This is a genomic window from Pseudomonas piscis (assembly GCF_009380155.1).
GTDB lineage: Bacteria > Pseudomonadota > Gammaproteobacteria > Pseudomonadales > Pseudomonadaceae > Aquipseudomonas > Aquipseudomonas piscis.
The window spans coordinates 2030755-2053338 of the sequence record NZ_WHUV01000001.1; the positions used below are offsets into that span (position 1 = coordinate 2030755).

At 66.0% G+C, this 22584-nt stretch carries 14 protein-coding genes; 7 read left to right on the forward strand and 7 right to left on the reverse strand.

The window, feature by feature from the left end; translation table 11 throughout:
- Positions 1-91: 91 nt before the first annotated feature.
- Entirely contained in the window at positions 92-595 is a 504-nt protein-coding gene (locus tag GDH07_RS09585; protein WP_022643680.1) for a DMT family transporter, read from the forward strand.
- A gap of 2 nt (positions 596-597) precedes the next feature.
- The gene (locus tag GDH07_RS09590; protein ID WP_152897235.1) at positions 598-1050 is read left to right on the forward strand and encodes a DMT family transporter; all 453 of its coding nucleotides are present in this window, start codon (positions 598-600) and stop codon (positions 1048-1050) included.
- Positions 1051-1081: 31 nt separating this feature from the next.
- On the opposite strand, the gene GDH07_RS09595 is transcribed toward GDH07_RS09590, so the two are convergent.
- The 4 genes from GDH07_RS09595 to glcD are packed head-to-tail and all read right to left on the reverse strand — an operon-like array spanning position 1082 to position 5294.
- Positions 1082-1489, reverse strand: coding sequence for a heme-binding protein (locus GDH07_RS09595; RefSeq protein WP_022643682.1), 408 nt, complete (start codon positions 1487-1489; stop codon positions 1082-1084).
- A gap of 17 nt (positions 1490-1506) precedes the next feature.
- On the reverse strand, positions 1507-2727 hold the full coding sequence (gene glcF / locus GDH07_RS09600) for a glycolate oxidase subunit GlcF (RefSeq protein ID WP_152897236.1): 1221 nt from the start codon (positions 2725-2727) through the stop codon (positions 1507-1509).
- A 3-nt stretch (positions 2728-2730) separates the two neighbouring features.
- A complete protein-coding gene (gene glcE / locus GDH07_RS09605; protein WP_152897237.1) occupies positions 2731-3795 on the reverse strand; it encodes a glycolate oxidase subunit GlcE in 1065 nt (354 codons plus the stop codon).
- Positions 3795-5294: a glycolate oxidase subunit GlcD gene (gene glcD / locus GDH07_RS09610; RefSeq protein WP_152897238.1), complete on the reverse strand. Its 1500-nt coding sequence runs from the start codon at positions 5292-5294 to the stop codon at positions 3795-3797. The genes glcE and glcD overlap by 1 nt, the downstream gene beginning before the upstream one ends.
- A 232-nt stretch (positions 5295-5526) precedes the next feature.
- Here glcD and glcC point away from each other — a divergent pair, with 232 nt between their 5' ends.
- Positions 5527-6294, forward strand: a complete 768-nt coding sequence (gene glcC, locus GDH07_RS09615) for a transcriptional regulator GlcC (RefSeq protein WP_031321469.1) — start codon at positions 5527-5529, stop codon at positions 6292-6294.
- A 47-nt stretch (positions 6295-6341) separates the two neighbouring features.
- Here glcC and GDH07_RS09620 read toward each other — a convergent pair whose 3' ends face one another.
- The gene (locus GDH07_RS09620) at positions 6342-6569 is read right to left on the reverse strand and encodes a DUF6555 family protein (protein WP_022643687.1); all 228 of its coding nucleotides are present in this window, start codon (positions 6567-6569) and stop codon (positions 6342-6344) included.
- Positions 6570-6787: 218 nt separating this feature from the next.
- On the opposite strand from GDH07_RS09620, the gene GDH07_RS09625 reads away from it, so the two are divergent.
- From GDH07_RS09625 to GDH07_RS09635, 3 genes are all read left to right on the forward strand, one after another.
- Positions 6788-7564, forward strand: coding sequence for an AraC family transcriptional regulator (locus GDH07_RS09625; RefSeq protein WP_022643688.1), 777 nt, complete (start codon positions 6788-6790; stop codon positions 7562-7564).
- A 248-nt stretch (positions 7565-7812) separates the two neighbouring features.
- Positions 7813-7986: a DUF1427 family protein gene (locus GDH07_RS09630; RefSeq protein WP_083457005.1), complete on the forward strand. Its 174-nt coding sequence runs from the start codon at positions 7813-7815 to the stop codon at positions 7984-7986.
- Between the two features lie 39 nt (positions 7987-8025).
- On the forward strand, positions 8026-8982 hold the full coding sequence (locus GDH07_RS09635; protein WP_152897239.1) for a quinone oxidoreductase family protein: 957 nt from the start codon (positions 8026-8028) through the stop codon (positions 8980-8982).
- 199 nt (positions 8983-9181) lie between these two features.
- On the opposite strand, the gene GDH07_RS09640 is transcribed toward GDH07_RS09635, so the two are convergent.
- Both GDH07_RS09640 and GDH07_RS09645 read right to left on the reverse strand, forming a co-directional pair.
- Entirely contained in the window at positions 9182-10201 is a 1020-nt protein-coding gene (locus GDH07_RS09640; protein WP_425502102.1) for a purine-nucleoside phosphorylase, read from the reverse strand.
- A gap of 107 nt (positions 10202-10308) precedes the next feature.
- The gene (locus tag GDH07_RS09645; protein ID WP_152897241.1) at positions 10309-11265 is read right to left on the reverse strand and encodes a nucleoside-specific channel-forming protein Tsx; all 957 of its coding nucleotides are present in this window, start codon (positions 11263-11265) and stop codon (positions 10309-10311) included.
- Between the two features lie 505 nt (positions 11266-11770).
- Between GDH07_RS09645 and GDH07_RS09650 the strand changes: the two genes are divergently transcribed.
- Positions 11771-22300 (forward strand): autotransporter-associated beta strand repeat-containing protein, encoded by a 10530-nt coding sequence (locus tag GDH07_RS09650; RefSeq protein WP_425502103.1) that lies wholly within the window; start codon positions 11771-11773, stop codon positions 22298-22300.
- The last annotated feature ends 284 nt before the right edge of the window (positions 22301-22584 follow it).

The following is a 22584-nucleotide window of genomic DNA, read 5'->3' on the forward strand; positions in this document are numbered from 1 at the left end:
TTACGCAAAAGTGTTGTCGGCATGCTCCCATTTATCGCAAAGCACGGGCAACCAATAATGCTCGCCATTCCATGAACCCAAGAGGTACCCCATGTCTTGCGAAACCCTTGACCCTACGCTGCCACCGCCAGTGGCCCCTGCTGTATCCACTGCCGGCTGGCAACGCCTGGCCCTGCTGCCGCTGGTGATCCTGGCCGGCATGGGCCTGTCGGTGGAGGCCGGCTTGCTCGGCCCCCTGGGAGCCCAGGTCGGCCACCTGTGGGCGACCCTGAGCATCTTCGGTGTCGGCGCGGCGTTGCTGGCCTTGCTGTTGCTGTTCAGTGGCCCGCAGCCGGGGCCGGCCTTGAGCCAGTTGCCGCGCTGGCAGTTGCTGGGCGGAGTGCTGGGGCCGATCTACGTGGTGGTGTTGACCCTGGCCACGCCGCATATCGGCATTGCCATGACCATGATCGCGATTCTTTCCGGCCAGGTCGGCAAGAGCGTGCTGATCGACCACTTCGGCTGGTTCGGCAGTGCCCGCAAACCGGTCAACGCCGAGCGTTGGCTGGCCCTGGTGCTGATCGTCGGCGCCCTGATCCTGATTGCCCGAGGTTGAACATGAACCTGATTCTATTGCTGGTGGTCGTGGTGGCCGCAGGTGCGGTGCTCAGTGTGCAGGCGGCGATCAACGGCCGCCTGGGACAGAGCGTGGGGGTGTTGCGCAGCAGCCTGCTGACCTTCGCCGTCGGTGCCCTGGTCACCTCGCTGCTGATCGTGTTCTTCCAGCCGCCCCAGGCCATGGGCCTGTTGCAGGCGCCCAAGTGGCAGCTCAGCGGCGCGCTGTTCGGCGTGGTGTACATGCTGGTGATGGTCGGCGCGGTGCCTCGGGTCGGTACTGCCGTGGCGACGGTGGCGGTGATCCTCGGGCAGTTGGGCATGGGCATGTTGATCGACCACTTCGGCTGGTTCGGCAACCCGGCCATGGCACTTTCCGGCAACCGCATCCTGGCGATGCTGTCCCTGGCCCTGGCCTTGTTGTTCATGTACCGCAGCAGCCTGCGCCGTAGCTGAGGGCCCAGGGGCGTTCTACGCAGCCGAGGGGTCAGGATCCTTCCAGGCAGTTGGCGGCCACTTGCGCCACCTGGGCATCTTCGCCGGAGCGGACGCCGGACACGCCCACCGCGCCGACCACCTGGCCATCCACGCGAATCGGCACGCCGCCTTCCAGGGAGGTCAGCAGCGGCGCCGAGAGAAAGGCGCTGCGCCCGGCATTGACCATGTCTTCGTAGGCCTTGGACTCACGCCGGCCCAGGGCGGCGGTGCGGGCTTTCTCCAGGGCGATGTAGGCACTGATCGGCGCGCAGCCGTCCAGGCGCTCCAGGGCCAGGGGATGGCCGCCATCATCGACCACGGCGATGCTCACCGGCCACTGCTGGCGATGGGCCTCGGCCCGGGCGGCGGCGAGGATGCGGCTGACTTCGTCTTGGCACAACACGGCTTTGTGGTGCATGGCAGGCTCCATTGGGTTCAAGGCTTGAGGGCGGCGTCCAGCAGTTCGATCCAGTGGCGTACCGGAGTGCGCCCGGCGCCATCCAGGTGGCTCTGGCAGCCGATGTTGGCAGTGGCGATCACGTCCGGGCTGCCGCTTTCCAGGGCTCGCAACTTGTCGTCGCGCAGTTGCCGGGCCAGGGCGGGCTGGGTCAGCGAATAGGTGCCGGCCGAGCCGCAGCACAGGTGGCCGTCGGGCACCGAAGTCAGGTTGAAACCCAAGCGTTGCAGCAGGCTTTCCACGGCGCCGCCCAGTTGCTGGGCATGTTGCAGGGTGCAGGGGCAATGGACGGCCAGGCGCTGCCCACTGCGTACTTGCAGCGCTGCCAGAGGTTCGGCCCGCACCACCTCCACCAGGTCCCGGGCCAGGGCGCTGACTTGCTGCGCCTTGGCGGCATAGACCGGGTCGTCGGCCAGCAGGTGCCCATAGTCCTTGACGAAGGCGCCGCAGCCGCTGGCGGTCTGGACGATGGCCTCGGCACCTTGTTGCAGGTGCGGCCACCAGGCGTCGATATTGTGCCGGGCTCGCTGGCGGCCGCGCTCCTGGGCATCCAGGTGGTAGTCCACGGCGCCGCAGCACGCGGCCTCGGCCACCGGCTGCACGCTGATGCCCAGGCGGTCCAGGACCCGGCTCGCGGCGGCGTTGGTATTGGGCGACAGCCCCGGCTGCACGCAGCCTTCGAGCAGTAGCACGCGCCGCGCGTGGACCCTGTCCGGGCGCACGCCGGCGGCGGGTACCTGGCGCGGCAGCTTGTCTTGCAGGGCCTGGGGCAGCAGCGGGCGCAAGCGGCTGCCGCCCAGTACCAGTGTCTTGAACAGCTGCGGGTTGCCCGCCAGGGTCCGCAAGCCCTGGCGCAGCAGACGCTGGCTGGCGGGCCGGGGCAGGGCGGCGTCCACCACCGCCCGGCCGATGTCCAGCAGGTTGTGGTACTCGACGCCCGATGGGCAGGTGGTCTCGCAGTTACGACATGACAGGCAACGGTCCAGGTGCAGTTGCGCCTGGTGGGTGACCGCGGCGCCCTCCAGCACCTGCTTGATCAGGTAGATACGGCCGCGCGGCCCGTCCAGCTCGTCGCCCTGGACCTGATAGGTGGGGCAGGTGGCGTTGCAGAACCCGCAATGCACGCAGCTGCGCAGGATACGTTCGGCTTCGGCGGCCCTTGGCAACTGCCGGGCCTCGGGGCTGAGGGTGGTCTGCATGGATCAGAGCTCCGGGTAGAGTCGGCCGGGGTTGAAGATGCCCTGGGGATCGAGCTGCGCTTTCAGGCGTTGGTGATAGTGCAGCAGGGTCGGTTCCAGGGGCTGGAAGGGGCTGTCCAGCAGGCCATGGCTGTAGCAACTGGCATGACCGCCGGCGGCGCTGGCCAGGGCGCGGATGCGCTCGGCCGGAGCATCGGACTTGAGCCAGCGCTGGGCGCCGCCCCAGTCCAGCAATTGGGTGCCGGGTAACGCAAGCTCCGGGGTGTTGTGCGGCAGCGACAGGCGCCACAGCGGCAGGCCGGGGTCGAAAAACGGCAGTTGCTGCTCGTTGAGCCGGTTCCAGTAGTGGCTGTCCAGGGGCTCGCCGCCGAGCCGATCGCGGGCCGCGGCCACTGAGCTTTCGCCGCCTTCCAGCCGCAGGTGCAGGCGGCTGCCGTCATGGCAGGCGGCGCTGATGGGCAATGGCTGCTGGCCCCATTGCGCGAGCCTGGCCAGGGCTTGCCCGGCAGGCAGTTCCAGGCTCAGGCTCAGGCAGTGGCGCGGCTTGGGCAGCACCTTCAGCGAGACTTCGGTCACCAGAGCCAGGCAGCCATAGCTGCCGGCCATCAACCGCGACAGGTCGTAGCCGGCGACATTCTTCATCACCTCGCCACCAAAGCGCAGGTGCTGGCCCAGGCCACTGATGATCCGGGTGCCCAGGACGAAGTCGCGCACCGCTCCGGCCCAGGGTCGGCGTGGCCCGGACAGGCCACTGGCGAGCATGCCGCCCAGGGTGGCGCCGGTACCGAACGCCGGCGGCTCGCAGGGCAGCATCTGCCCGGCGGCATCCAGTACCGCCTGCAGTTCGCCAAGCGGTGTTCCGGCCCGGGCGCTGATCACCAGTTCGGTGGGGTCGTAGCTGACGATGCCGCGATGGACCCGGGTATCGAGGATTTCGCCGGCGCTGTCGCGCCCCAGGAACGCCTTGCTGTTGGAGCCCTGGATGCGTAGCGGGGTGGCGTTGTCCAGGGCGTCGCGCACCTGCTCCAGCAGGGCTTCGCTGGCGTCGCAATCGGTGGGGGCGGCCATCAGAATCGCTCCAGTTCGGGGAAGGGTAACTGCCCATGGTGGATGTGCATGGCCCCGGCCTCGGCGCAGCGGTGCAGGGTCGGGATGTTCTTGCCGGGGTTGAGCAGGCCCAGGGGGTCGAAGGCGCGCTTGATGCCGTGGAACAGGCTCAGCTCGTGGCTGCTGAACTGCACGCACATCTGGTTGATCTTCTCCCGGCCCACGCCGTGCTCGCCGGTGATGGTGCCGCCCACCGCCACGCACAGCTCGAGGATCTTGCCGCCCAGGGTTTCCGCTCGCTCAAGTTCCCCACTCTGGTTGGCATCGAACAGGATCAACGGGTGCATGTTGCCGTCGCCGGCATGGAACACGTTGGCCACCCGCAGCTGGTGCTCGGCGGCCAGCCGGGCGATGCCGTGCAGCACCGCGGGCAGTTGGCGCCGGGGGATGGTGCCGTCCATGCAGTAGTAGTCCGGCGACAAGCGGCCCACCGCCGGGAAGGCATTCTTGCGCCCGGCCCAGAACCGCGCGCGCTCGGCCTCGTCCCGGGCCAGGCGCACTTCGCTGGCGCCGGCCTGTTGCAGCAGTTGGCGCACCCGCTCGCAGTCGTCGTGGACATCGGCCTCGACCCCATCCAGCTCGCACAGCAGCATGGCCTGGGCATCCACCGGGTAGCCGGCGTGGATAAAGTCTTCGGCGGCGCGGATCGCCAGGTTGTCCATCATCTCCAGGCCGCCGGGGATGATGCCCGCGGCGATGATCGCCGCCACCGCCTGGCCGGCGTTCTCCACCGAGTCGAAGGCCGCCAGCAGCACCTTGGCGATCTGCGGCTTGGGCAGCAGCTTGACCGTGACTTCGGTGATCACCCCCAGCAGCCCCTCGGAACCGGTGAACAGCGCCAGCAGGTCGAAGCCCGGCGAATCCAGGGCCTCGCTGCCCAGGGTCAGGGGTTGGCCCTCGACGGTGAGCATCCGCACCTGGAGCAGGTTGTGCACGGTCAGACCGTATTTCAGACAGTGCACGCCACCGGCGTTTTCCGCGACATTGCCACCGATGGAGCAGGCGATCTGCGACGACGGGTCGGGGGCGTAGTACAGCTCGTAGGGCGCCGCGGCCTGGGAGATCGCCAGGTTGCGCACCCCGGGTTGCAGGCGCGCGCAGCGCGCGGCGGGGTCGATCTTGAGGATGTCTTTGAATCGCGCCATCACCAGCAGCAGGCCCTTTTCCAGGGGCAGGGCGCCGCCGGACAGGCCGGTGCCCGCGCCCCGGGCCACCACTGGTACCCGTTGCTGGTGGCAGATCTTGAGGATCTGCTGCACCTGCTCCAGGCGCCGGGGCAGGGCCACCAGCAGCGGGGTGCTGCGGTAGGCGCTCAGGCCGTCGCATTCGTAGGGCTTGAGTTGCTCCTGGCGGTCCAGCAGTTCCAGGTCCGGCAGCTGGCTGCGCAGGGCGTGGATCAAGGCTTGGCGGTCGACCTCGGGCAGGGCGCCGTCGAGGCGTTCATCGTAGAGAATCGTCATGGCTGGCGAATGACCTTGTGTCGTTGTTATCAGGTCGCGACTGCATCACGCATGCCTTGCATCATTGGCCCGGGGCGCCTTAGTGTCCATGTGCGCCGGCAGTGGTCGAACCACTTTGTTTTCCGGTACTTGCCCCGGGCTCCAGTAAAACTGATTGATTTCAGCAAGTTGCAGCCAAGCCAGGAAGTGGGCGCGAATCGACAAGGAACTGGTCATACCAGTGGGAGGCGAGATGCAGGACAAACCGGGACAGCCGCGCTTGCAGGTGGCCGATAGGGTCTGCGCACGGATCGAGCGCCTGATCGTCGACGGGGTATTCAAGACCGGCCAGCTGTTGCCCTCGGAGCGGCGCCTGACCGCCAAGCTCGGGGTCTCGCGCACGGCCCTGCGCGAGGGCCTGAAGCTGTTGCGGGCCCGGGGCATCATCGACACGGTGCAGGGTCGTGGCTCGCAGGTGGCGCAACTGTCGGCGCCGGCGGCGGACTCGCCACTGCTGCACCTGTTCAGCTCCCAGCCACGCACTCTCTACGACTTGCTGGAGGTCCGCGGCCTGCTGGAGGGCGAGTCGGCGCGGCTGGCGGCCCTGCGTGGCACCGAGGCCGACTTCGTGCTCATCGGCCGTAGCTACCAGGCCCTGCTTGAGGCCCATGACCAGGACCTGGAGCCCGCCGACCTGGCGCGCCTGGACCATGCCTTCCACCTGGCCATCTGCGAGGCTTCGCACAACCCGGTGCTGGTGCAGACCCTGGGCTCGCTCAACGGCCTGTTGCTCAATTCGGTGTTCGCCTCGGTCAACAACCTCTATCACCGGCCACTGCACAAGCGCCAGATCGACCGCCAGCATGCGCGCTTGTACCACGCGGTCACCGGTCGCTTGCCGGAACAGGCGCGCAAGGCCGCACAGGCGCATATCCAGGGCATCGCGCAAAACCTGCAGGAGATCGAAGAAGAGGAGCAGCGCTTGGTGCGGGCCACGCTGCGCCTGCAAGGCTGGGATTGAGCCTCGGCGCTGGGGATGGCGCCGGGTGGCGCCATCCGGTTTACCGGCTAGACCGAAGGGCGCCAGGTGACGTTGTGGATACCGAACTTCTCCGCCGTGGGGCGGCTGGTCTTCTTCACTTGTTCGCGCCCGAAGCGGCCGATGCGGCCCACCCCGGCGTCGCAGCTGGCCCAGTGCCAGGCCTCGGCGTTGTCCATCTTTTCCTGGCGGATGATGAAGGACTTGGGAGCACCGTGCAGGGTGTATTCGATGACGAAGAGTTTTGCGTTGTTCATAAAGCGTTCAATCCTCCCTGTGATGCAGCAGTGATCCCCCTGCGGCGGAAAAATTCACTCGGATTGTCCCAGCGGGCCGGCGAGGTGTCGAAAAATCCCGGCAGGCTATCCAAACGGATGGTTCTCGAGCGCCATGGCATCGATTTGGCTAGTGCTGGCTGGTGGCTGCCTCGACGGCTGGTTACCATGGTCGCCCGCCGTCCCGCCGCGACCTTGCCATGGCCCTAGCCGCTCCTCCCGACCTCACCGACACCGCGATTCCCGTGCAGCCGCTGGCCCGTACCTACCCGCGCGGGTTGTTCGTCGAGCCCCATGAGCACGACTGGGGCCAGTTGCTGTATGCCATGAGCGGGGTGATGTGGGTCGAGACTCCCCACGAGGCCCTGGTGGTGCCTCCGCAGCGGGCGGTGTGGCTGCCGCCGGGCGTGGTCCATGGCATCCGCGTGGTCAGCGACCTGCAGATGCGCAATATCTACCTGCGTCCCTCCCTGGCAGCGACTCTGGATACCAGGGTCCAGGTGCTGCAAGTGGATACCCTGCTGCGGGAGTTGATCGTGCGCCTGGTGGAGCTCGAACCACCCCAGCCGGACTACTACGAGGCCCTGGTGGGCCTGGCCCTGCTGGAGCTGCAACGGGCGCGGCGCTCGGAGTTGAAGATCGTCTTGCCCGATGCCGCCGACCGGCGCCTGTGCAGCCTGTGCCAGGCGGTGATGGCGGCGCCGTCCCTGGAGATATCCTTCGAGCAGCATGCCGAGGCCGTCGGGGCCAGCGTGCGTACCCTGGCGCGCTTGTTCAAGGAACGCCTGGGCCTGGGCTTCGCCGAATGGCGGCGCCAGGTGCAACTGGCCACTGCGGCGGCGGAGCTGATCCAGGGCGTGCCGGTGAGCCGGATCGCCCGCGAGCTGGGTTATTCCCCCAGCAGCTTCAGCGACATGTTCCGCCGCGAGCTGGGCGTCGCCCCCTCGCAGTATGTCGCCGGCGAACCCTCGGCCTGAGACACCGCGATGCTTTGGCCGATAGCCTGAAGTACTTGGCCGATGCCACTGCCTCCTTGTCTCTAGAATCCACTCCATGCCTGTAGCCGCTGCCGAGCCTGTGAAGCTGCGTTCGGGGCCGCAGGGCCTTGCGCGATCCCAGGCTCGCGGTGGCCCTGCGGGCCATGCGCAGCCTGCGGCAGCGGCTACACGAAGCGACGCTGTAGTTGCAGCCGAGCCCATGCACCACGGCCTTTTGGGAGTGAGCCATGAATTACCTGATGTCCCTGGCGGCTGGCCTGCTGGTCGGGCTGCTCTACGGTGCCCTGCAGGTGCGTTCCCCGGCACCGCCAGCCATCGCCCTGGTGGGGCTGCTGGGCATGCTCGGTGGCGAACAGCTGTGGCCCCTGGGGCGCCAACTGTTCAGCCAGTGGCTGTCCTGATCGCTGATATCGACTGTTTTTCGACCCATGGAGTCTTTGATGAAAGCACTGCAATTTTCCGCCACCGGCGACCTCGCTTCCCTGCAACTGGTGGAGGTTCCGACTCCGGTCCCCGGGCCCGGCCAGGTATTGGTACGGATCAAGGCGGCGGGCCTGAATCCCAGCGATGTGAAGAATGTCCTCGGGCGTTTTCCCTACACCACGCTGCCACGGATTCCCGGACGGGATTTTGCCGGGGTGGTGGAGCAGGGGCCGGACGACTTGATCGGCCAGGAAGTCTGGGGCACCGGCAGGGACCTGGGCTTTTTCGCCGACGGCAGCCACGCCCAGTACGTGGTGTTGTCGGCCAGCGGCGTGGCGCTCAAGCCCCGGCACCTGAGCTTTGCCCAGGCCGCCAGCCTCGGCGTGCCCTATACCACCGCCTGGGATGCCCTGGAGCGTAGCGGCGTGGTCGCCGGTACCCGGCTGCTGGTGATCGGTGGCGGCGCCGTGGCCACTGCGGCCCTGGCCCTGGCCAAGGTTCGTGGCGCCCAGGTGCTGGCGGCGGCGCGCCGGCCGGAGCAGGTGCAGGCGTTGCAGGCCCAGGGCTATCCGGTGCTGCAACTGGCGCAGCCGGAAAACCTCGCCACCCAGGTGGGCGAGCATCATGCCGGCGGCGCCGAGGTGATCTTCGACACTACCGGCTTCTGGCTGCCGGCGGCGGTGCCGGCCCTGGCCACGTTCGGTCGGATCGCCATCATCGCCGCGCCGGTGGATGGCCATGTGCAGCTGCCGGCCCTGGCCCTGTACCGCAAGGGTGGCTCGGTGGTGGGGATCAATTCGCTGCTGTATGGCGTCGAGGAATGCGCGGCGATGCTGGAGCAGTTCGGTCGCTATTTCGACGAAGGCTTGTTGCCGCTGCCCGAGGGGTTGCTGGAGTCGCCGCTGGAGCAGGGGCTGGAGCGCTATGCCGAGGTCAACCAGGGCGGTGGCGACAAGGTGATCCTGATTCCTTGAGGCGGGCAGGGCCGGGGGGCGTTGACGCAGCTTCGCAGGCTCAGCAGCGGCTACAGGGTTTGTTTGTGTAGCCGCTGCCGCAGGCAGCGTACGGGCCGTAGGGCCGTAGGGTTTGTGGGATCGCTGAAGGCCCTGCGGGCCTTGGCGCAGCTTCGCGGGCTCAGCAGCGGCTACAGGTTTGGGTAGGGCGATCACGGGGTCATTGCGGGACGCCGTGCTCCCAGGCCGACCAGTTCTTGAGGATGTCCTGCACCAGGGGGTTGCCGGCGCGGTAGAGGTTTTCCAGGGCCGGTACGAAACCGCCCTGGTCGGCGTACTTGAGCAGGTTGTCCACTTCGCTGGCACCGGGTGCCGGGCGGTCGAAGTCCGAGCCGGCGCGCAGTACCGCCAGGCGCTGGACGTCCACCAGGCCTTCGCGGCTGGCCCGCAGCAGCGCCTCGTAGGTGGAGTTGTCTTCCTGCTGGGTGGTGCAGTAAACGCCCTTGTTGTCGGTGAGCAAGCGGGTCCAGACCTCAGCTCGTTCACTCAGGCGCGTGCCGGAGAACCAGGTATTGCCGGCCAGGGTGTCGCAGCGGGTGACCACCGGCGGTTGGTTGGCCGGAGCCTGGGGATACTTCAGGCGCCAGGCCGCTGATTCCTTGCTTTCGCTCAAGGTCACCTTCTGGCTCAGGGCAAACGCCTTGGCCTGGAGTTTCGGGTTGAGCTCGAACACTTCGGTCTTGTAGTCCAGGGGCGGTTTTTCATTGGGCCCCTTGGTGTTGATGCCCAGGTAGCCGGTGGGCCATTCCTTGGGCGCATCCCGCGAGTCGAGCTCCCACTGGGTGCCGAACTCCACCAGGTAATGGGCCCAGGCCGCGGTGCCGATGGTGCCTTGATGCGGGCTGATGCCGGCAATCCCGGCAATGAGGAAGTAACTCTTGCGCAGGTCGAACTTCGGCGACAGCGCCAGGGCCAGGGTCGAGGCCGCGGCGTTGGTCTGGCCCATGCCGGTGGTCAGCAGGCACACCTGCCGGTCGTTGTTGCAACTGATGTCCGGGTATTCTCCGGCCAACCCCGGGACACGCACCTTGTGCTTGAGCTCCAGGCGCTCGATCCAGTTCTGTGCTTCCGGAGCGAACATGCTGATCAGCACCACCTTGGGCTTGATCGGCGCCTCATTGGCCCAGGCCCCGCCGGCCAGCACCGCACTCAGGCCCACTATCCACGAAACTTTCTGCATGCCACGCATAACACCTCCATGATTGCCGTTGATCGGTGCTGATCCTGCTCGATCCAGGTTACACCGTGGTTGTCTTGCTGCTTGTCGCTCGAAACTTGCCGCTGTCGCTAAAACTGATAGCCGACCCCGGCGTAATACCCCCAGCCGTTGGAGCGCGCGCGGAATTCGCCATCGCCGAAATTCAGCACGCTGCCGTCTTCCCAGTTGCCGCCGTTATGGAAGTACCGGCCCACCAGGGTGAAGCGCAGATGGGTGAAGGAGTACAGCAGCACATTGGTGGCCACGGTGGCATTGGCCGTACGGGCCGGGTTGTCCTTGTGCAGGTCGGAACCGAAATCGAAGTTGGTGAAGCCGATGTAGGTCAGCGAGGCGCCGTTGCTGAATTTGTCGATGGGCACGATGTACTTGAGCTGGGCGCGGTAGCCATCCCAGGAGTATTCATTGCTGGCGCCATAGTTTTCCCACTGGTAGCGACCGTAGAAGTTGGCGGACAGGTTGACCCGCGAGTGGGTGTCGATGTCGGTGCCCAGGCCGCTGTACAGGGTGTTGGCACGGTTGGCGGTGCGGCTGCCGTGGTCGTAGATCCAGTCGAAGGCCACGTACCACTCCTTGATCGGGCCGATGGCCAGGCTGCGGCCGGCCAGGTAGTCGATGGAGATGCGCGGCTCGTGCTCCATGAACAGCGGCGAGCCATGGTCCCAGACGCCCTTGTCGTGGCTGTTGCCGATATCGAGGACCTTCGGCAGGTCGATGTAGCCATAGAGCTCGAACGGTCCCTTGCGCCCGAAATACTCGTATTCCAGGTAGACGTCGTCCGCCGGGCGGGGGCCGAAGCTGATGTCCTTGCTGCCGATCAGCATCAGGTCCTGGTTGTACCAGTCGGAGAGGTAGGCGCCGGGCTTGGCCGGTTGCACATCCTTGCTCAGGCCTTCGCCCTGGGCCGACTCGTCCGGGGTGACCGGTTGGGCCAACAGTGCAGGGCTGAGTAATCCGGTAACGATGCCCAGTAGCAGGGAAACGCTGCGTGGGTACGAAGGCGCGGTACGCCTGGAGGTGACGAGCATTGAAAATCCTTGTTCGTGCGGGGTGAGATCAGGTTTGGGCAATCATCGGCGAATGGCCTGGATTCCCTGGCGCGCAAACGTTTGCATGTGTCGTACCAACTCGTCTTTTTGCTGTTGGATCGACGTGACCGGTCTGTTTGGGAAGGAAAGGGTGGATGAGCGCACCATTTGGCCAGGTTCAGCCCGAACTTGACCTCGTAAGGGTGCAATACAGTGACCTGTGCGCTGTTGTAAAAATTTTAGAACACTACGGATGGCCGAAAATAAGCGCTTTTTCCCGGATTTTTACTGAGATTAATCGTTGCACCTTACCAAGGTATTAATGCTATTTGATGGTGCACCAGGGTTGGGCAAGCTTTGCGGCGTCGTCTAGGTTTCTGCCAGGGAAATTTAACCATCAGTCAGGTTTTTGCGGGTTGCTGCGTGTAGTAGAGGGATCTGAAGCTTCCGGGTAGTACGCGTTCCTACGTAATGAAGAAGCCTGCTCTCAAGGAAGGAGCTGCATGTGAACGCTCGCGCCAGGGATGTGCTGGTCAGTCTTTCGCCTTTGCCCCTGGCCATCCGCCTGGGATTGGCCGGCCTGCTCTGGGGCCTGGCCAGCCCGGCAGCCATGGCCGCGTGCTCCCCGGCCAACCCCAGCGCCGGCAGCATCGTCACTTGCAGCGGCAATGCCACGGCGATCCTCACCAACGCTTTCGCCACCTCCGCCGACGACCTGACGGTCAACGTCAACAGTGGCGCGACCTTCAACTCGCTGCTCGGCGGCACGGCGATGAGCCTCACCGGCCATAACATCACCCTGAACAACAGTGGCACCATCGACCCGGCCCTGCTCGGGCTGGTGACCCTGCTCAGCAATGGTGCGGTCATCGGCAATGGCAGCGCCGCGACCGTCAACATCAACAACGCGGCCAGCGGTACCCTCAACGGTACCTCCGGCATCCTCGGCCTGAACCTGGGCACGCTCAACGGCATGGCGCTGAACATCAACAACGGCGCGGGGGGCAGCACCACCATCGTCAATAACGGCAGCATCGGTTCCTCGGCATTGCTGGGCCTGACCCTGCTCTCCGCCGATGCGCCGGTGGTGGCGGTGCGGGGTGGCTCGCAGGTCAACATGACCAACAACGGCACCCTGGTGGGCCGGGTGGCGTTCCAGGCCTCGGCGGCTGGCAACAACTTCACCAATACCGGGCAGATCACTGGCGGTGTGTCCCTGGGGGCCGGCAGCACCAACAGCTTCACCGCAGTGACTGGTTCCTCGGTCAGCAGCGGCGGCGGGATCGGTGTCAGCCTGGGTGGCCTGCTGGGGGTCGACCTGACGTTTGCCCCCACAGGGCAGATCGATGGCGGCGCCGGTGGTTCCAACACCCTGCTGCTGCAGAACACCCTGGGCGTGGGTGGCGGCACCACCGGCAGCGGCACCATTTCCAGCGCCAACTACGTCAACTTCAACAACCTGACCCTCAACAGCGGCACCTGGACCTTGCAGGGGCCGGTGGTCAGCGGCAACACCACGCTCAATGGCGGGGTGGCCCTGTACAACAACAGCGCCACCTTCGGCAGCGGTCTGCTGACCTCCAATGGTGGTGTGCTGCAAGCCAGCAGCGCCGGCCTGACCTTGAACAACCTGATCAGCCTGGGCGCTGGCGGCCTGACCCTGCAAGGCAGCAACGACACCACCCTGGCCGGGGTGATTTCCGGTGGTGGCGGGCTGGTCAAGTCCGGCGCCGGGCAACTGACCCTCAATGGCGCCAATACCTACACCGGCAGCACCACCCTCAATGGCGGCACGGTGCAGGTGGGCAACAACCAGGCTTTCAGCACTTCCACCGTGACCCTGGGCGGCGCGGCCACCTTGAGCGCGCCGGGCAGCGTCAACCTGGGCAACAGTTTCGTGTTGAACAACGCCCTGAGCACCGGCGGTGTCGGCGCGCTGACCTTGTCCGGTGTCCTCAGCGGCAGTGCCGCGCTGAACAAGGGTGGCACCGGTAGCCTGACCCTGAGCGGCAACAACACTGGCTTCAGCGGCACCACCAACCTCAACGCCGGCAGTCTGATCCTGGGCAACAACAATGCCTTGGGCAGTGGCCTGCTCAGTACGGCCAGCGGCACCACCCTGGATGCCAACACTGCCATCAACCTGGGCAACGCCCTGGCCCTGGCCGGCAACCTGACGGTGGGCGGCAGCAATGCCCTGACCCTGGGCGGCCTGGTCAGCGGTGCCGGTGGCCTGATCAAGAATGGCAGCGCCGACCTGGTTCTCAATTCGGCCAATGCCTACCTGGGCAACACGGCCCTGAATGCCGGGCGCTTGATCGTCGGCAATGCCGGCGCCCTGAGCACCGGCACCCTCAACGCGGCGGCCGGTACGACGCTGGATGCCAACACCGCCTTGAGCCTGGGCAACAACGTCAACCTGGCCGGTGCCCTGACCATTGGGGGCACCCAGAACCTGGGCCTCTCCGGGCAGATCAACGGTGCCGGCGGGCTGGTCAAGAACGGCGGGGCCAGCCTGACCCTGTCCGGCAACAACGGCTACCTGGGCAATACCAACCTCAACAGCGGGTCGTTGATCGTCGGCAGCAACCTGGCCCTGGGCCTGGGTGTGCTCAATACCGCCGCCGGCACTACCCTGGACAGCAGCACCGCGGTGTCCCTGGGCAATACCCTGAACCTGTCCGGCAACCTCAACCTGGCCGGCAGCAACGCGCTGACCCTCGGCGGGCTGGTCACCGGCACCGGAGGCCTGACCAAGAACGGCACGGCCAACCTGACCCTCAATGGCAGCAACACCTACCAGGGCGGAACCTTGCTCAACGGCGGCACCCTGACCCTGGGCAACAGCGGCGCCCTGGGCAGTGGCACCTTGACCGTGGGCAGCGCGGCGAACCTCGCCGGCAGCACCAGCCTGGACCTGCTCAATGCCATAGTGCTCAACGCCGACCTGACCCTGGACGGGCTCAACCCGCTGATCCTGGATGGCGATATCAGCGGTGCCTATGGCCTGGTCAAGAACGGTGGCGCCAACCTCACCCTCAATGGCAACAACAGCTACCAGGGCGGCACCTTGCTCAATGCCGGCAGCCTGACCCTGGGGAGCGCCACGGCCCTGGGCAGCGGTGCGCTGACCGTGGGCGGCGCCAGTTCGCTGAATGCCGGCAGTGCCCTGAACGTGGGCAATGCCATCAACCTCAATGCCAACCTCACGGTGGGCGGTAGCAATGCCCTGACCCTGGGCGGAACCATCGGCGGCAGCGCCGGGCTGATCAAGAGTGGCAGTTCCAGCCTGACCCTCAGCGGTACCAATACCTACCAGGGCAATACCGCCCTCAACGGCGGCACGCTGATCCTGGGCGCCAATGGTGCCCTGGGCAATGGCACGCTGAATGCCGCCAACGGCACCAGCCTGGATGCCAGCACCGCGGTCAGCATCGGCAATGGATTGAACCTGGGCGGCAACCTGACGATCGCCGGCAGCAATGCCCTGACCTTGGGTGGCGTGATCGGCGGGATCGGCGGCCTGATCAAGAATGGCAGCGCCGACCTTATCCTCAACGGCGCCAACGCCTACCTGGGCAATACCACCCTCAATGCCGGCCGGTTGATCGTCGGTAACGCCAATGCCCTGGGCGGCGGTGCGTTGAATGCGGCCGCAGGCACCACCCTGGATAGCAGCAGTGCCCTGACCCTGACTAACCAGTTGAACCTTGGTGGCGGGGTCACTATCGGTGGCGGCGCCGACCTGACCCTGGCCGGGGTGGTTGGCGGGATCGGCAGCTTGATCAAGAACGGCAACGCCAACTTGACCCTGAACGGCGCCAACACCTACCAGGGCGGCACCACGCTCAACGCCGGGACCCTGACCCTGGGCAACAACAGCGCCCTGGGCAATGGGGTGTTGACTGTGGGTGGCGCGGCAAACCTGGACAGCGCACCAGGTATCAGCCTGAACAACAACCTGACCCTCAATGCCAACCTGACCCTGCCCGGCAGCAACGACCTGACCCTGGGCGGGGTGATCGGTGGTACGGGGCAATTGATCAAGAACGGCACGACCAACCTGACGCTCAACGGCATCAACACCTACCAGGGTGGCACCGCGCTCAATGCCGGGACCCTGACCCTGGGCAACAGCGGGGCCCTGGGCGCTGGCGCCCTGACCGTTGGCGGCGCCGCGACCCTGGACAACAGCACGCCAATGGCCCTGGGCAACAACCTGACCCTCGATGCCGACCTGACCCTGGCCGGCAACAACAACCTGATCCTGGCTGGGGTGATCGGTGGCAGTTCCGGGCTGATCAAGGACGGCCTGGCGGACCTGTCCCTGAGTGGCAACAACACCTTCAGCGGACCCTTGAATGTGCTGGCAGGCAGTGTGACCACGCTCTCCAGCGGCGCCCTGGGCAACAGTTCCGGGGCCAATATCAGCGCGGGTGCCAGCCTCAACCTGGGCGCCAATGCCAGCCTTGGCGGGTTGACCGGCAGCGGCTCGGTGCAACTCAGCCCCGGGGTGGCGCTGAGTGTCGGTGGAAGTAACGCCAGCTCGGTGTTCAACGGCGACCTCAGTGGCAGCGGGCAGTTGACCAAGGTCGGCAGCGGCACCCTGACCCTGGACGGCATCAATGGCCTGACCGGCAACACCCTGGTCAGCGGCGGCACCCTGAAGGTCGACGGTTCCCTGGCCAGCGGCACGGTCAACGTCGCCAGCGGCGGCACCCTGACTGGCGCCGGTTCGTTGCTGGGCGCCCTGGATGTGGCGTCCGGTGGCCATCTGGCGCTGAACTCGGGCAATACCCTGTCGGTGGGCTCGCTGGTGCTCAACAGCGGCGCCAACCTGGACGCCAACCTTGGCGCGCCGTCCACCACTTCGCTGCTCAATGTCGGCGGCAGCCTGACCCTGGGCGGCCAACTGAACGTCAGCGATGCCGGTGGTTTCGGTGTGGGCGTTTATCGCCTGATCAACTACACCGGCAGCCTGGTGGACCTGGGCCTGAACGTGGCCAGCGTGCCATTGGGCTTCAACCTTGGCGACCTGGTGGTGCAGACCAGCGTTGGCAACCAGGTCAACCTGCTGGTGTCGGGAAGCGGCAGCAACGTGCGTTTCTGGGACGGCAGCCAGACCACGGCCAACGGCGTGGTCGATGGCGGCAGCGGCACCTGGGACTCGCTTGGCAACAACTGGACCTCGGTCAACGGCAGCCTCAACCAGACTTGGGGCAACGGCTTCGCGGTCTTCCAGGGCACTGCGGGTACGGTCACCGTGGCCGGGGCGCAGAGTTTCACTGGCATGCAGTTCACCACCAGCGGTTATCAACTGGTGGGGGCCCCCGGTGGTTCGTTGACAGCAGTCAACGGCAGCAGCGGCAACACGGCGATTCGCGTCGATCCCGGCATGACTGCCACCCTCGGCGTGGCGATCAACGGCAGCGGGACCCTGGCCAAGCTCGACAGCGGTACCCTGGTGCTCAATGGTGCCAACAGCTACAGCGGCGGCACTTCGCTGCAGGGCGGCACCCTGGTGGTGGGCAACAACAGCGCCCTGGGTACAGGCGCCCTGAGCACCGCCAATGGCACCACCCTGGATAGCAACACCGCGGTGACCCTGGGCAATGCCGTGACCCTGGCTGGTGCACTGAATATCGCCGGCTCCAATGCCCTGACCCTGGGCGGAGTGATCAGCGGCAACGGGAGCCTGGTCAAGAACGGCAGCGCCAGCTTGACCCTGACCGGCAACAACACCTACCTGGGGCCTACCGCGCTCAACGCCGGTGGCCTGATCCTGGCCAGCAACACCGCCCTGGGCGGTGGTGCGCTGAACGCCGCAGCGGGTACCAGCCTGGACGCCAGCACGGCGGTCAGCCTCACCAATGTGCTCAACCTGGCCGGCAACCTGGGCATCGGCGGTACCGCCGACCTGACCCTGGGCGGGATGATCAATGGAGCAGGCAGCCTGACCAAGAACGGTGCGGCCAACCTGATCCTGAACGCCAACAATGGCTTCACTGGCGGCACCTTGCTCAACGCCGGGACCCTGACCCTGGGCAACAACGGCGCCCTGGGCACCGGTGGCCTGACCGTGGGCGGTGCCGCGACCCTGGACGCCAGCAGCGCCCTGAGCCTGGCCAATGCCCTGACCCTCAATGCCAACCTGACCCTTGCCGGCAGTAACGACCTGACCCTGGGTGGAGTCATCGGCGGTGCCGGCCAGCTGATCAAGAATGGCCCGGGCAACCTGATCCTGGGCGGCGTCAACAACTACCAGGGCGGTACCTTGCTCAACGCCGGCACCCTGACCCTGGCCCAGGCCGCAGCCCTGGGCAGCGGCGCGCTGACCGTGGCGGGCTCCGCGACCCTGGCCAACAGTGCGCCGCTGGTGCTGAACAACGATTTGAACGTCAATGCCGGACTGGCCCTGGCCGGGGCCAACGACCTGACCCTGGGTGGCGTGATCGCCGGCAACGGGACCTTGACCAAGAACGGCGCGGCCAACCTGACCCTGAGTGGCAACAACAGTTTCAGCGGCCTGTTCGACGTGTCGTCCGGCAGCCTGATCACCCAGGGCAGCGGGGCCTTGGGCAACAACGCCAGGGTCAACCTCGGGGCTGGAACCAACCTTGACCTGGGCGCTTCCGCCAGCCTTGGCGGTCTCAGCGGCAGTGGTGCGGTGACCATCGGCAGCGGCAATACCCTGGCCCTGGGCGGTAACAACCTGGGCAGTACCTTCGCCGGCGGCCTGAACGGTGCCGGGCAACTGGTCAAGACCGGTAGCGGCGTTCTCAATCTCAGTGGCACCAGCAGCCTGAGTGGCAATACCCAGGTCAACGCCGGCACGCTGAACCTCAGCGGCTCCCTGGCCAGCAATACGGTCACGGTCAACAGCGGCGCGACCCTGACCGGTAACGGCAGCCTGGGCGGTACCCTCAGCGTGGCCGATGGCGGGCACCTGGCGCTGAGTTCCGGCAACAGCCTGTCGGTGGGCTCGCTGGTATTGGGGGCCAACTCCAACCTGGACGTGGGCCTGGGCACGCCAGTCAGCGGTGGCGGCAATGCCCTGGTCAATGTCGGCGGCAACCTGACCCTGGACGGTACCCTCAACGTCAGCGATATCGGTGGCTTCGGCACAGGCGTCTATCGCTTGATCAACTACACCGGAGCCTTGACCGACAACGGCCTGAACTTCGGCAGCTTGCCTGGCAGCGTGACCCCGGGCGATCTGCAACTGCAGACGTCGGTGGGTAACCAGGTCAACCTGCTGGTGACTGCACCCAACACCACGGTGCTGTTCTGGGATGGCTCGCAGACCGTGGGTAATGGGACGATCGAGGGCGGTTCGGGCACCTGGGGCAGCGGCACCAGCAACTGGACCTTGGCCGATGGCAGCCTGAACCAGGCCTGGGCCGGCAGCTTCGCGGTGTTCCAGGGCAACGCCGGCAACGTGACCGTGAACGGTACGCAGAACCTCACCGGCATGCAGTTCGTCACCGACGGCTACAACCTGGCCGGCGGTGTGGGCGGGGCGCTGAACCTGGTCAATGGCGGCACCGGCAACACGGCGATCCGGGTCGACCCGAATGCCACAGCTACCCTCGGCGTGACGCTCACTGGCGGCGGTACCCTGGCCAAGCTCGACAGCGGCATCCTGGTTCTCAATGGCAATAACAGCTACAGCGGCGGCACCTCGCTACAGGGCGGCACCCTGGTGGTGGGGAACGACAACGCCCTGGGTACAGGCGCCCTGAGTACCGCCAATGGCACCACCCTGGACAGCAATACCGCAGTGTCCCTGAGCAATGGGCTGAACCTGGCTGGCGCATTGAGCATCGGCGGTTCCAATGCCCTGACCCTGGGCGGCGTGGTCGGTGGCAGCGGTGGGCTGGTGAAGAGCGGCAACGCCAGCCTGACCTTGAACGGCGTCAATACCTACCAGGGCGGCACCTTGCTCAAGGCTGGGCAATTGATCCTGGGCAACAACAGCGCCTTGGGCACCGGGGCCCTGACGGTGGGCGGCAATGCCCAGCTCGACAGTCCGGTGGCCCTGCAACTGGCCAACGCCATTACCCTTGGCGCGCAGTTGAACCTGGCCAACCAGCAGGCCCTGACCCTCAGCGGCGTGATCAGTGGCAATGGCTCGCTGGTGAAGAATGGCAGTGGTGATCTGTTGCTCAGCGGCGCCAACACCTACAGCGGTGGCACCACGCTCAACGCGGGCATCACTCGCGGCGACACCAGCAGCTTGCAGGGCTCGATCCTCAACAACGCCGCGCTGATGTTCCAGCAGAACGCCAATGGCACCTATGCCGGCAACCTCAGCGGCAACGGCACCCTGGTCAAGCAAGGCAGCGGCACGCTGTTGCTGACCGGCAACAACAGCTTCACCGGTACCACCCAGGTGCAGGGTGGCTCGTTGCTGGTGGACGGCAGCCTGGCCAGCGGCAATGTGCAGGTGGCCAATGGCGCCAGCATCGGTGGCAGCGGTCAGCTCAGCGGCACCGTGCAGTTGGATGATGGCGCCAGTCTCAAGGCCGGCGGCAGTGCCACGCCATTGTCCGTGGGTGGGCTGGTGCTGTCTTCCGGCACCAACCTGGACTTCAGCCTGGGCCAGGCCACCAGTTCCACCACGGTGGTCAACGTGGCTGGCGACCTGACCCTGGACGGTACCTTGAACATCACCGATGCCGGAAACTTCGGCGTAGGTGTCTACCAGTTGTTCCGCTACGGCGGCACCTTGACCAATAACGGCCTGAACTACGGCACGCTGCCTGGGGGCGTGTTGCCTGGGTCCCTGAGCCTGCAGACTGCCCTGGCCAACCAGGTCAACCTGTTGGTGCAGGGCGCGCCAGGCCAGGTGCAGTTCTGGAACGGCGGCCAGACCACGGCCAACGGCAGTATCAGCGGCGGCAACGGAACCTGGGGCGGTTCGACCAACTGGACCGACCCCACCGGTACCCAGACCGAAGGCGCGGGCAACCAGTTCGTGATCTTCGGTGGGCAGGGTGGCACCGTGACCGTGGCTGGCAACCAGGGCTTCACCGGCATGCAGGTGCTGGACAGTGGCTATAGCTTCGTCGCTGGCAGCAACGGCAGCCTGAGCCCCACCAATGGCAGCGACGGCAGCCTGGCCAAGGTACGGATCAACGGTGGGGTGGTGACCCAAATAGACGCACCGCTGGTGGGCAACGGCGGTATCGAGAAGACCGATGCCGGGGTGTTGCTGCTCACCGGCGCCAACACCTACACCGGCGGCACCACGGTAAGTGGCGGCACCCTGGCGGGCAACACCACCAGCTTGCAGGGGCGGATGCTGGTCAACGCCCGGATGTTGTTCGCGCAGAACAGCAATGGCGTGTTCAACGGCCTGCTCAGTGGTACCGGTACCGTGGTCAAGCAAGGCGCCGGGCTGTTGCAACTCAATGGCAACCAGCCCTTCAGCGGCACCCTGGCGGTGGAGCAGGGCACCGTACAGATCGGCGACGCCCCGGCCTCCCTGGCCGGACAGGTGGTGGTCAGCAATGGTGCCGCGCTGCTGGGTAACGGTAGCGTCGGTAGCCTGGCCAACAATGGCCTGGTGAGTTCCGGCGGGCCGATCGGCAAGCTGGCGGTCACTGGCAACTTCAGCAATGGCAGCACCGGCACCCTGCAGTTGACGCCGACCTCGGCCAGCAGCCCGGCGTTGCAGGTCGGTGGCACCGCCAACCTGGCGGGCAACCTGCAGGTCACAGGCCTGAACTATGGCGCTGCCAGTTCCAGCTACTCGTTGATCAATGCCGGCGGTGGTATCACCGGTACCTTCAGCGGCAGCAACTTGCCGCAACTGGTGTTCTTCAACACCTCGCTGGTGTATGGCGCCAACCAGGTGAACCTGAACGTCAATCGCAACCAGACCAGCTTCGTCGACGTCGCCCAGACTTCCAATCAGCGCGCGGTGGCGGCGGCCCTTGCCGCCTACTCGGGTGACGACGACGATCCGGCCGACCAGTTGAACGCGCAGATCCTCGGCCTGGACCGCGCCGGGGCGGTGGAGGCGTTCAACAGCCTGTCCGGGGAGATTCACGCCAGCACCGTCAGCGCCTTGCTGGAGGACTCGCGTTATGTGCGTGATGCCCTCAATGACCGGATGCGCCAGCCTGGCTGCTCCAACTCCCAGGACGATCCACGGCAGGTCTTGGCCAGTCGTGAGAACCGCCTGAGCGGCAGCGGCTGCCAGGGTGAGATGGTCGGCTGGATGCGGGTGCTCGGCACCTGGGGCGACATGGCCGGCAACAGCAATACCGCCAAGCTGGACCGCAACCTGTCAGGCTTCATGCTCGGCAGCGACCGCCAGCTGGACGACACCTGGCGTGCCGGGGTCGCTGCCGGTTACACCCGCAGCGACCTGTCGGCCCATCGGCGCCAGTCCGACGCCAAGGTCGACAGCACGCACCTGGGGGCCTACCTCAATTCCCAGTTCGATGCCGTGGCCGTACGCCTGGGAGCGGCTTACAGCTGGCACCGGATCGAGACCAAGCGCGACGTCAATGTCGGCACCTACAGCGATCGGCTCAAGGCGCACTACAACGCCCGCAGTGCCCAGGTCTTCGGTGAGGTGGGGTATGCGATGGACGCTGCAGGTGTGGCCCTGGAGCCATTCGTCGGGTTGTCCTATGTCAACTACGACAGCAACACCGGCAAGGAAAAGGGCGGTGCGGCGGCGCTCAAGGCCAAGGCCAGCCAGGACGTGACCTTCTCCACCGTCGGTATACGGGCCGGCAAGCGCCTCACCTTGGGCAATGGGCACCAGCTCACGCCACGGGTGGGCCTGGGCTGGCGCCATGCCTATGGCGACACCAAGCCGGATGCCGACCTGACCTTCATCGACGGCGGCACCTCCTTCACCACCCAGGGTGTGCCGATTGCCAAGGACAGTGCGCTGCTGGAGGCTGGCCTGGACTACCAGATCACCCCGGCCGGCAAGCTGGGCATCGGTTACTCGGGGCAGGTATCCGACAAAACCAAGGACCATGCCATGACCCTCAACTTCACCCTCGACTTCTGACTGTCCAGGGTGTTCGGCAGCCGCCCTATGGGCGGCTTTGCCATGTCCGGTGGTCGCGCGAGGTTGCCGGTCGTCGGGCCGCGTTGCTTGACCAATGTCCTTGAGTGGCGTCCAGTGGCGCGCGATCTTGCTTGTCGGACATGGCAGAAATGCGGGCCGATACTGGAGGCCGACAAGCCTTGCCGGCTGTTCTGGATCACTCTTTCCTATATTTAAAATATAAGGCTGCTTGATTGCAGTGGACTTGTTTCAAGTCTGGCTGTTAATTCGATGAACTTGCATTT